Below are 11,046 nucleotides of genomic sequence, written 5' to 3' on the forward strand. Positions count from 1 at the left end.
CTATCCCGCTCCATATACTATAAGAAAACTAAGCAGTTTTAACCTTCGATTCGGTTTCCGCGTAAGTAGCCATCATTTCCTCAGCCATTTTTACCATTTTTTCCGAACCGATAAAAATAGAAGATCTCTGGTGTAATTCCACCGGCTCGATCTCTAAAATCCTTCTGAAACCATCGGAAGCCGTACCACCCGCCTGCTCCACAATAAATGCCATCGGATTACACTCATACAACAACCTCAGTTTTCCATTCGGAGAACTTGCCGTAGTCGGATATATATATATACCGCCTTTAATTAAATTACGATGAATATCAGCAACCATAGAACCAATATACCTTGAAGTATAAGGTCTGTTAGTCGCTTCGTCATGAACCTGCGCATATTTAAGGTATTGCTTTACACCCATAGGGAAATGCACATAATTTCCTTCATTGATTGAATAAATACTACCATCCTTAGGCACTTTCATATTAGGATGAGACAAACAGAACTCACCAATCGAAGGATCAAGCGTAAAACCATTCACCCCTTTACCAGTCGTATAAACCAGCATCGTTGAAGACCCATAAATCACATAACCCGCTGCCACCTGCTCTGTACCCTTTTGAAGCACATCAGCCAAAGTAGCCATCCCTTCCACAGATTTTCTGCGGTAAATAGAAAAGATAGTTCCAACAGCTACATTAACATCAATATTTGACGAACCATCCAAAGGATCAATACATACAATGTATTTTGCATTTTTAGAGACCGGAGAATCGATTGGTACAAAATCATCTTCCTCTTCAGTTGCAACAATACAGCACTCTCCCCCGCTGGTCAGTGCAGAAATGAACTGGGTATTTGCGAAAACATCTAACTTTTTCTGCCCCTCCCCCTGGATATTTACTGTTCCTGCATCCCCGAGAATATCTACTAATCCTGCTTTATTTACCTCCCGGTTAACAATTTTTGCGGCGATCCCAATATCTCTCAATAATCTGGAAAGCTCTCCTTTTGCGTAAGAGAAATCAGCCTGTTTCTCAATAATGAATTGTCCTAATGTTTTTATACCCGACATATATACTTAGTGTACTTTATACGTTACCTATTACCTATTTCTATGGCCTCTAAGGTATGGATTTTTTCTTCCGAAATACAAAAACGAATTAAAGTTTTAACTTTATGCCAGCCGGATTTACCTGCTGCACCCGGGTTTATATGCAAGCAACCAATTTTAGGATCAAACATTACTTTTAAAATATGAGAGTGCCCAGTGATAAAAAGCTTCGGGGGGTTAGTGTATATTTCACTCTTTACATTTGGGGCATATTTCCCAGGGTATCCGCCGATATGCGTTATCCAGACATCGACATTTTCACAGTTAAAACGCAGATGCTCTGGAAACTCCGCTCTGATCTCTTTATCGTCAATATTTCCGTACACTCCTTTTAATGGCTTGAACGCTTTTAACTTTTCCGCAACATCAGGCCCAAAATCTCCCGCATGCCAGATCTCATCACAATCTTCAAAGTGCTTATAAACCGCATCATCCAGGTAACCATGCGTATCTGAAATCAATCCAATCTTTTTCATTTAGAATGCCATTAAAATTTATTAAAAACTGTTTAAAAGGCCAGTAAAAAATCCCTGAGCAAACATTTATACTGATCCGTGTATAAATTTTGCTCTTCATATATATACATGTGCTCTTCCAAAAGCGGCCCGTCAGCAAAACCCAAGCAAATAATCTGCCTGAAAGAAGCTTTAGTCTGATCCGAATATACATGAATAATCCTGGCAGGAAAAAGCTTTTGAAGTACTGCATTTACAACTACAGACTCCGCCTGCTTTACCGGAAGAATTAACCAAAGCAAACCATCCTCAGTTAAAATACCCGCGGCCTTTTTCAACAACAAGTCAAAAAAGTCTTCATCCGCATGCCTGGCAATCTCCTTCCTCTTTTCAGGATTCTTTAAATCATTCACAAAATAAGGGGGATTGGAAACAATCAGCGAATACTTTAAAGCTGTTGTAAAATCTTCGAAAGAAGAATGAACCACGCTGGTTCTGTCCGTAAACGGAGAATTCAGACAGTTTTTTGCTGCTGCCAGAGCAGCAGACTCGTCAATTTCTACCGCATTAACCAAAGAAGAAGGAAAACGCTGTGCCATCATCAGTGCAATTACTCCAGTTCCAGTACCTATATCTAAAATATTTACAGGAGCCGGATGTTCCGCTACAGCTCCTAAAAGAACACCATCTGTATTTATTTTCATCGCACAACCAGTCTGATCAACTTCAAACTGTTTAAATCTGAAAACACTCCCCATTTAGCTTTGATAAATTTCAAGCGGCAATCCGTCAGGATCAGTAAAGAAAGTAAACTTCTTACCCGTATACTCATCTATCCTCAGTTCTTCTGTCACGACTCCTTTAGCATTTAGTGCAAAAGCTACAGCAGTTACATCATCAACTTCAAAAGCTAAATGTCTCAATCCTGCTGCTTCTGGTCTGGATGGTCTTTCAGGAGGATTTTCAAAAGAAAATAATTCTATCTGATATAGTCCGTTTACTGACAAATCCAATTTATAAGATTTCCGTTCAGCTCTGTATACTTCCTGAACAACCGTTAAGCCTAATATATTAACATAGAAATTTTTGCTAACCATATAATCGGTGCAAATAATAGCAACGTGATGAATTCTTTTGAACATAATGTCGTTTCGTGTTTTAAATCCTGATCAAATGTAAATATTCTAAGCCTTTGAGCAGAAATTTAACATAAAAACAAGATTATCTTCAAATAATAAGGATAGAAATGACTAAATTCCAAAAAATAACATCAATTTAATAAAAAAAGCAATCCTTCTTTAAACCAGCATTAAAGCCTAAAAAGCAGGATTAAAGGAACAAAACCATAACCAAAAGGAATAAAAAACCTAAAATAGCATTAATTAACATATTGATAATTGATTTTTTAGTCAGAATTATTCAATAATTAATTATAAAAATTATATTTTTGATCAAATTTTAAAGAAACTAATGAAAAGCTTAAGGACAAACGCATTAAAAGAGGCACAAACCAGAGTTTCACCAGAAGTTAAGGCTCCATCAGCCAAAATTTCTGAGTTTTTTGGCTCAAACGTGTTCGATAAAAAGAAAATGAAAGACTTCTTATCTAAAGAAGTCTATGAAAAACTAATCTCAGCAATCGATCAGGGTGAATTAATTAATCAGGATGATGCCAATCAAATCGCTACAGCGATGAAACATTGGGCGATGTCTAAAGGAGTTACACACTACACACACTGGTTTCAACCATTAACTGGCTCAACAGCTGAAAAACATGACTCTTTTTTCGAACCTACGATTGATGGTCCGGTAGAAAAATTTGCAGGCAGTGCCTTAGTACAACAAGAACCAGATGCCTCAAGTTTTCCGAATGGTGGTATCAGAAATACTTTTGAAGCCAGAGGTTATACTGCATGGGACCCTTCTTCTCCAGCTTTCATTATGGAAAGTAAAGCAGGAAAGACCTTATGTATTCCAACTGTATTCGTAGCTTATACAGGTGAAGCATTAGATTATAAAGCTCCTTTATTAAAAGCATTAAACGCATTAGACAAAGCAGCAGTTGACGTTTGTCAATATTTCGATAAAGGAATTGATAAAGTCACAGCTTCTTTAGGTATTGAGCAGGAATACTTCCTGGTTGACCTTGCTTTATTTAACGCACGTCCGGATTTAGCTTTAACAGGCCGTACTTTATTTGGTCATATGTCCGCTAAAGGACAACAATTAGATGATCATTATTTCGGATCAATCCCTGAGCGTGTATTCACATTCATGGTAGATTTTGAAAATGAAGCCTTTAAATTAGGTATTCCTTTAAAAACACGTCACAATGAGGTTGCACCATTGCAATTTGAATGTGCACCATTATATGAAGAAATCAACCTGGCTATCGATCACAATCAATTATTGATGGATCTGATGGAAAAAGTTGCACGCCGTCATAACTTCAAAGTGTTATTACATGAGAAGCCATATGCAGGTATCAACGGTTCAGGTAAACATAACAACTGGTCATTAATCACCAATACAGGTAAAAACCTGTTAGCTCCAGGTAAAACGCCTAAAAACAACCTGATGTTCCTTGCTTTCTTTGTGAATACAATCAAAGCCGTACACGAACACGCAGATTTATTAAGAGCAAGTATTGCTTCAGTAAGTAATGACCACCGTTTAGGCGCTAACGAAGCACCACCGGCAATCATTTCTATCTTCTTAGGTCAGCAATTGAACGAAGTATTAGATGAAATCGAACACTCACGTATCAGCAAAAAAATTAAAGAAGATAACGCATTGTGGTTAGGTATCCCTAAAATCCCGCAAATCTTATTAGACAATACCGACCGTAACCGTACTTCACCATTTGCCTTTACAGGTAATAAATTTGAATTACGTGCCGTAGGATCTTCTGCAAACTCATCAGCACCGATGACAGTTCTGAACTCTATCATGGCAGATCAGCTGGTTAAATTTAAAGTTGAAGTAGATAAACTGATCAAAAAAGGTGAGAAAAAAGACATCGCTCTTTTAACAATCATCAAAAAATACATTAAAGAATCAAAAGATATTCGTTTCGAAGGAAATGGTTACAGCCAGGATTGGGAAGATGAAGCAGCTAAACGTGGTCTTGCGAACATCAAAACTACTCCATTAGCCTTAGACGCTTATATTTCTGAGAAATCAACTGAATTATTTGAAAGAGCAAACATCTTCACTAAACGTGAGCTGCATGCACGTCATGACATTCTTTTAGAAAGTTATTACAAAAAATTACAGATTGAAGCCAGAGTAATGGGTGAAGTTGCGAATACCATGATTATTCCTGCTTGTATCGCTTATCAGAATACCTTGTTGGAGAATGCAAAAAGCATTAAAGAATTAGGCTTATCAAAAGAAGCATTAGTTGCACCATTAGCGATCATCAACAAATTATCTGATCACTTATCAATCGTAAAAACTACAATTGATGAAATGTTAGAAGCACGTAAAGTTGCCAATACCATTGAAGATTCAAGAGAAAAAGCTATCGCTTACGATGAGAAAGTTAAATCTCATTTTGATACCATCCGTTACAACGTTGACAAATTAGAGCAAATTGTAGATGACAGCGTTTGGCCATTACCAAAATTCAGAGAGTTGTTATTTTTAAAATAGAATTCCATTAATTTACTGATATAACCTCTGCAATAAAATGCAGAGGTTATTTTTTTTTGTTTGAATCGTCTACATTCGGACGTTTCTCTATCTTTGCAGCAATATGAGTGATAACAGGTACAACCAGCGTGGCGTTTCGGCTTCGAAAGAAGATGTGCATCAAGCCATCAAAAACATAGACAAGGGTATTTTCCCACAAGCATTTTGTAAAATCATCCCTGATATATTGGGTAATGACGATACTTTCTGTAATATTATGCACGCTGATGGTGCAGGTACTAAATCCTCTTTAGCTTACGTATACTGGAAAGAAACCGGTGATATTTCTGTGTGGAAAGGCATTGCACAAGATGCGATCATTATGAACCTTGATGATTTAATCTGTGTAGGTGCTACAGATCATATTTTACTATCATCAACAATCGGCAGAAATAAAAACCTGATTACAGGAGAAGTTATTGCTGCAATTATCAATGGAACAGAAGAAATTCTTGCCGAACTCAGAGAAATGGGTATTTCTATTTATTCTACAGGCGGTGAAACTGCTGATGTAGGTGATCTGGTACGTACTATTATTGTAGATTCAACTGTCACCTGCCGCATTAAGCGCGACGAAGTGATCAGTAATCACAACATTCAAAAAGGAGACGTTATCGTTGGCTTATCCTCTTCAGGTCAGGCAACCTATGAAACAGAATATAATGGTGGTATGGGCTCTAATGGTCTAACCTCTGCACGTCATGATGTCTTTGATAAATCAGTAGCAGACAGTTATCCTGAAAGCTTTGATCCGGCAGTACCTTACGACCTGGTTTTTTCAGGCGGTAAAAAGCTGACAGATAAAATCCGTATCGATGAAAACACAGCGCTCACTATTGGAAAACTGGTACTCTCTCCTACCCGTACCTATGCACCGATTATCAAAAAGGTATTAGAGAAACACAGAAGTCAGATTCACGGCTTAGTACATTGCAGCGGTGGTGCGCAAACTAAAGTACTTCACTTTATCAATGATAATATCCACGTAATTAAAGATAACCTATTCCCTGTTCCGCCACTTTTTGAATTAATTCAGGAACAATCAGGAACAGCCTGGAAAGAAATGTACAAAGTATTTAATATGGGTCACCGTATGGAAATATATGTACCACAGGAAATCGCTTATGACATTATAGCAATTTCTAAAAGCTTTAACATCGACGCACAAATCATCGGCCGTGTAGAAGAATCTACACATAAACAAGTAACCATTACCAGTGAAAAAGGGCAATTCAATTACGAATAACCTTTATAAGATATAGATGAAAAGGGCTTGTTTAAAACAAGCCCTTTTTTTTTGCTTTTTATTAAATCATTATGAAGTCCCAAAATAAAATGGAGCACAGCAGATTCCCTGTATTCTTTAACGAGGATGGAGAGAAACTAAATTTTTTCTTAAACGCTGCAGAAAAATGATTACCACAACTATATCCTACTACTGCTGCAATCTGTTTGAGACTATAACCAGGTTTATTCAGTAATAACGCTTTCGCCTTTTGCATTTTAAGTTCAGAAGCATAACTATTAATCGTCTGTCCCATAATCTCCTTAAAACCAGCCTGAAGCTTAGTACGGTTCATTCCTGCCCTTTCTGCTAATCCTGCAATAGAAATATTCTTTGAAAGATTCTGGCTGATTACCCTGGCAACCATTTCAAAACTGGCAATATCCTTTTTACTCCACATATTGATATGTTCTGCAGCACTTTCCTGCGCTTCAATGACTATAACGATAAGCTCACAGATTTTGATTTTGGTGTAAAAATTAGTGTACTTACCAGAACTGCGTCCGGTAAGCTCAGTTAAAATCTTCTGAACAGCATAGCCAATTTTATACAATTGATGCCCGGAGAGCTGAACGGGTAAAGTAGCAGCGAAGTTATTATCAAAAGTAGCATCCGGAAGAAACAATAAAGTTCCCGAATCTATTGATTTTATGCCTGCCTTATGCACTACAGCATATTCCTGTTTATGGATACTTATTGATTCAATATGTATCTCTTTTCCCTGCTTAATATAAACTTCTACCATTACGCCTGCTGATTCCGTACACTTTTCTGCAAAATTAGTAGTTCAAATACACTACTTTTGCTCGTAGTCAATAACAAGTCTAAATAAACGCAAAAGAAACAACACATGCAAATTTTCACCAGACAACCTTTTGCTTTTTTTATACCCTTCAAGAAATACAGCAAATAATGAGCAACGGAAATAAGCAAAACCCGCAAAAAAAGAAGAAAACAGATTCCCTCTTTACAAGGATTAATAAATGGCTGCATCTTTGGCTCGGCCTTGCTTCCGGAGTTATCGTTTTAATCGTCTGTATTACGGCCTGTATCTGGGTATTCAACGAAGAGATCACCGCTTTACTGGAGCCAGAAACCAAAGTAGAGAAACAGGACAAAGCGGTATTGACTCCTGCTCAGTTAACTACCGTTGCTAAAAGCTTATATCCTAATCTGACAGCTTCTTATGCCACCTATCAACAAGGGCGTGTAATTACACTAGCATTAAAAGATCCAAAATCAAAAGAACGCAGAAGCGGCGGGGTAACTTTAAAGATCAATCCGTACACAGGGAAAGTAATCAACGCCGTAGAACGTAAAAAAGGAGAAACTGACTTTTTCAGGTTTATACTCAACGGACACCGTTTTTTATGGATGCCTTATAAAATCGGAAGACCGATTGTAAACTATGGTACCATGGTATTTGTGGTGCTGCTCATTACCGGAATGATCTGGTGGTATCCTAAAAAATGGAACAAATCTACACGTGATAAAAGTTTCAAAATTAAATGGGGAGCCTCATTTAAAAGACTGAATCTTGATCTACATAATGTACTGGGATTTTATTCTCTGCTTTTTCTGCTTGCCATAGCCCTTACAGGAATGGTATATGGTATCCAGTGGTATAGCGAAAGTTTATACTGGGCTACTACAGGAGGGGAAAAATTAGCCGAATTCAAACGCCTGGAATCTGATTCCCTGCAAGCAAATAAATTCTATACCCCGGAAAAGGCAATGGATGCAGCATGGCATAAAGTTGCCGCTAAACATCCGAAATCGATTGGGTTCTATTATAGTTTCCCTGACGCTTCTGAGGCAAAATCTGCAATAAACATTACTGTATATCCTAGTGCGGGTCAGTTTTACAACAATGTAGGCTACACCTTTGACCAGCATACTTTAAAAGAGCTCAAATCTGATGATATTTATTCCTCCTCTTATGCTGATGCCGGAGTGGGCGGTAAGATCCGTAAAATGAACTATGACATTCATGTTGGGAGTATTCTCGGTTTTCCCGGTAAAGTTCTGGCTTTCCTTGCTTCCCTTATTGGTGCTTCTTTGCCAATCACAGGTTTTCTGATCTGGTATGGCCGTAAATTCAAGAAAAAAGGGACTAAGAATACTAAACCTGCACAATCTACTATTGCAAAAGAGGTTAAACCTCTTCCCCTATCAAAACCTGAATTACAGGAAACTATATAATCCCTCTTAACAATTATAAACTAATAAAACCATCATGACTTTTCAAATCATGCAACGAAATCAAAATAAAATCATGATAGCTTCATAACCAATAAAAAACAATTAAAACTAATGAAACCATTATGATTTTTCAAATCACGCAACGAAATAAAAATAAAATCATGATAGCTTCATAACCAATAAAAAACAATTAAATACTAATGAAAAAACTAGCATTTTTAACCCTGAGCATTCTATTTTGTTTAATTACAAGCAAAATTTCTGCGCACGCACTTTGGATAGAAACCGGAACTACCGGAAAAATCGGTCAGCAGCAAACCGTAAAAGTCTATTACGGCGAATATGTGTCTAACGAAAGAGAAAATGTTTCCAAATGGTACTCTGATGTCAAAGATTTTACCTTATGGCTTGTAGGCCCTGATCAGCAAAGAACTCAGCTTAAGTTAACTGCTGATAGCAATTCATTTACAAGTAGCTTTACACCTGATAAAAATGGCTCATACAACTTAGAAGTCAGCCATGAAGCGAAAGAACTTGGCGGTACTACTAAATACCACTTTTTGGCAAGCAGTAATGTTACTGTCGGAAAAACCCATGCAGTTGCGGCAAATACGAATGTATTGAATTTAAAGCTTGACAACAATGCACCAGTAAAAGTGAATCAAAATATTAAACTAACTGCCTTTTTAAAAAAAGAAGTTGCAAAAGCTAAAACAGTTACCATATTCTCTCCATCAGGCTGGGCTAAAGAAACCAAAACAGATGAAAATGGTAATGTGCAGTTTACACCAATCTGGCCTGGAAGATATGTGATTGAAGTTGCTGAATTTCAAAAAGTAAAAGGTGAACATCAGGGCAAAGCCTATGAAGCCATCTGGCAAGGTGCTACTTATAGCTTCGAAGTAAAATAAAGAAAGACATCTTATCAAAAAGGAGACTGTAAAGTGAACTGTGTCAACTCTTGACAACAAAGAGTAAGAATAAGTAATTTAGCACCAACTTATGGACACAGGAAAAAGTAAAAAACCATTTGATTTTGAACGCTTCAAAGAAGAAGCTATGGAGGGCCTTTATCAAGGCAAAAAGATGGGTGGCACCGATGGTGTATTCGCCCCAATGTTGAAACATCTGCTAGAATCAATGCTGGAGGGCGAGCTTGATAACCACCTGGAAGAAAGTAGATCTTCCGGAGAAAGCAACCGCAAAAATGGGAAGACAAAGAAGACTGTACGCAGTCTTCAGTCCGGGCATTTCGAGCTGGAAAGTACTCGTGATCGCAATGGGACTTTTGAGCCTAAGATCGTTCCTAAACGGCAATTGATCATTACCGAGGAACTGGAAGACAATGTAATAGCGATGTACGCACGTGGAATGAGTACTCGCAATATTTCTGATTATGTAAAGGAAATGTATGCAATGGATATTTCTGCAACAGAAATATCCAACATCACAGACCGGATTATTCCAGCGATGAATGAATGGCGGAACCGTCCGTTAGAAGCGGTCTATCCTTTTGTATTTCTGGATTGTATGCATTATAAAGTGCGCGAAAGCGGAGGTGTTGAATCTCGTGCAGTTTATAATATTCTGGGCGTTAACCGCGCAGGAAAAAAGGACTTAATTGGCGTGTATCTTTCAGAAAATGAGGGTGCTAAATTCTGGCTCTCTGTACTTACTGATTTAAAGCAGCGCGGTGTAGATGATATCCTTGTTGCATGCATAGATGGGCTAAAAGGCTTTCCTGAAGCGATAGCGGCAGTATTTCCCAAGACGCAGGTACAGTTATGCATTGTCCACCAGATCCGGACAAGCCTGCGTTATGTGCCAGAGAAGGATAAAAAGGCTGTCGTTGCTGATCTTAAGCCTGTTTATAAGGCTATCAATCAAGAACAGGGGTATGAAAAGTTACTGGAATTTGAAGATAAATGGGGTAAAAAATATCCGCTATCAGTAAAGAGCTGGTTAGATAATTGGACGAATCTTTCTACATATTTTGAATATTCTGCAGAAATCAGAAAGGTCATTTATACCACTAATGCAATTGAAGGAATGCATCGCCAAATCCGCAAAATAACTAAAACAAAGGGTGCCTTCACTTCAGATCAGTCACTGCTAAAGCTCGTATACCTAGCCTACAGAGACTTCTCTAAAAAGTGGACTATGCCTATGTGGAACTGGGGCTTGACAATGTCACAACTACATATTAAATTTGGTGATAGATTGAAAGCCTTCGGCGACTTCTTCTTAGGTGGAGGCTGAAGGAGCCTCCACCTAAGAAGAAGTGATGTTGACACAGTTCACTTTACACTCCC

The 11,046-nt window shown here is 37.9% G+C and carries 10 protein-coding genes; 5 read left to right on the forward strand and 5 right to left on the reverse strand.

The genetic code is table 11. The features are described from left to right. Positions 1–28: 28 nt before the first annotated feature. Genes fbp through gloA2 form a run of 4 tightly spaced genes read right to left on the reverse strand, consistent with a single transcriptional unit; the run spans position 29 to position 2,696 of the window. Positions 29–1,060, reverse strand: a complete 1,032-nt coding sequence (fbp, locus tag LY11_RS16795; RefSeq protein ID WP_111634806.1) for a class 1 fructose-bisphosphatase — start codon at positions 1,058–1,060, stop codon at positions 29–31. 23 nt (positions 1,061–1,083) lie between these two features. Next, entirely contained in the window at positions 1,084–1,575 is a 492-nt protein-coding gene (locus LY11_RS16800) for a metallophosphoesterase family protein (RefSeq protein ID WP_111634807.1), read from the reverse strand. A 32-nt stretch (positions 1,576–1,607) separates the two neighbouring features. After that, on the reverse strand, positions 1,608–2,312 hold the full coding sequence (locus LY11_RS16805) for a tRNA1(Val) (adenine(37)-N6)-methyltransferase (protein ID WP_111634808.1): 705 nt from the start codon (positions 2,310–2,312) through the stop codon (positions 1,608–1,610). Continuing rightward, positions 2,313–2,696: an SMU1112c/YaeR family gloxylase I-like metalloprotein gene (gloA2, locus tag LY11_RS16810; protein ID WP_111634809.1), complete on the reverse strand. Its 384-nt coding sequence runs from the start codon at positions 2,694–2,696 to the stop codon at positions 2,313–2,315. It abuts the gene before it with no gap. Between the two features lie 328 nt (positions 2,697–3,024). Here gloA2 and LY11_RS16815 point away from each other — a divergent pair, with 328 nt between their 5' ends. Together LY11_RS16815 and LY11_RS16820 are read left to right on the forward strand one after the other, a co-directional pair. Further along, a complete protein-coding gene (locus LY11_RS16815; RefSeq protein ID WP_111634810.1) occupies positions 3,025–5,208 on the forward strand; it encodes a glutamine synthetase III family protein in 2,184 nt (727 codons plus the stop codon). Positions 5,209–5,311: 103 nt separating this feature from the next. Beyond that, positions 5,312–6,493 (forward strand): AIR synthase related protein, encoded by a 1,182-nt coding sequence (locus LY11_RS16820; RefSeq protein WP_111634811.1) that lies wholly within the window; start codon positions 5,312–5,314, stop codon positions 6,491–6,493. A gap of 61 nt (positions 6,494–6,554) precedes the next feature. Here the strand turns inward: LY11_RS16820 and LY11_RS16825 are convergent, their stop codons facing one another. Beyond that, complete coding sequence (locus LY11_RS16825) at positions 6,555–7,277, reverse strand: helix-turn-helix transcriptional regulator (RefSeq protein WP_111634812.1); 723 nt, start codon at positions 7,275–7,277, stop codon at positions 6,555–6,557. A gap of 167 nt (positions 7,278–7,444) precedes the next feature. Between LY11_RS16825 and LY11_RS16830 the strand changes: the two genes are divergently transcribed. From LY11_RS16830 to LY11_RS16840, 3 genes are all read left to right on the forward strand, one after another. Then, entirely contained in the window at positions 7,445–8,734 is a 1,290-nt protein-coding gene (locus LY11_RS16830) for a PepSY-associated TM helix domain-containing protein (RefSeq protein ID WP_111634813.1), read from the forward strand. Positions 8,735–8,934: 200 nt separating this feature from the next. Next, entirely contained in the window at positions 8,935–9,645 is a 711-nt protein-coding gene (locus LY11_RS16835; RefSeq protein ID WP_111634814.1) for a DUF4198 domain-containing protein, read from the forward strand. Between the two features lie 91 nt (positions 9,646–9,736). Further along, positions 9,737–10,993 carry an IS256 family transposase gene (locus tag LY11_RS16840; protein ID WP_111634815.1) on the forward strand — a complete coding sequence of 419 codons (1,257 nt, stop codon included), beginning with the start codon at positions 9,737–9,739 and terminating at the stop codon, positions 10,991–10,993. The last annotated feature ends 53 nt before the right edge of the window (positions 10,994–11,046 follow it).

Origin of the sequence: Pedobacter cryoconitis (assembly GCF_003259615.1) — a bacterium.
Classification (GTDB): Bacteria; Bacteroidota; Bacteroidia; order Sphingobacteriales; family Sphingobacteriaceae; genus Pedobacter; species Pedobacter cryoconitis.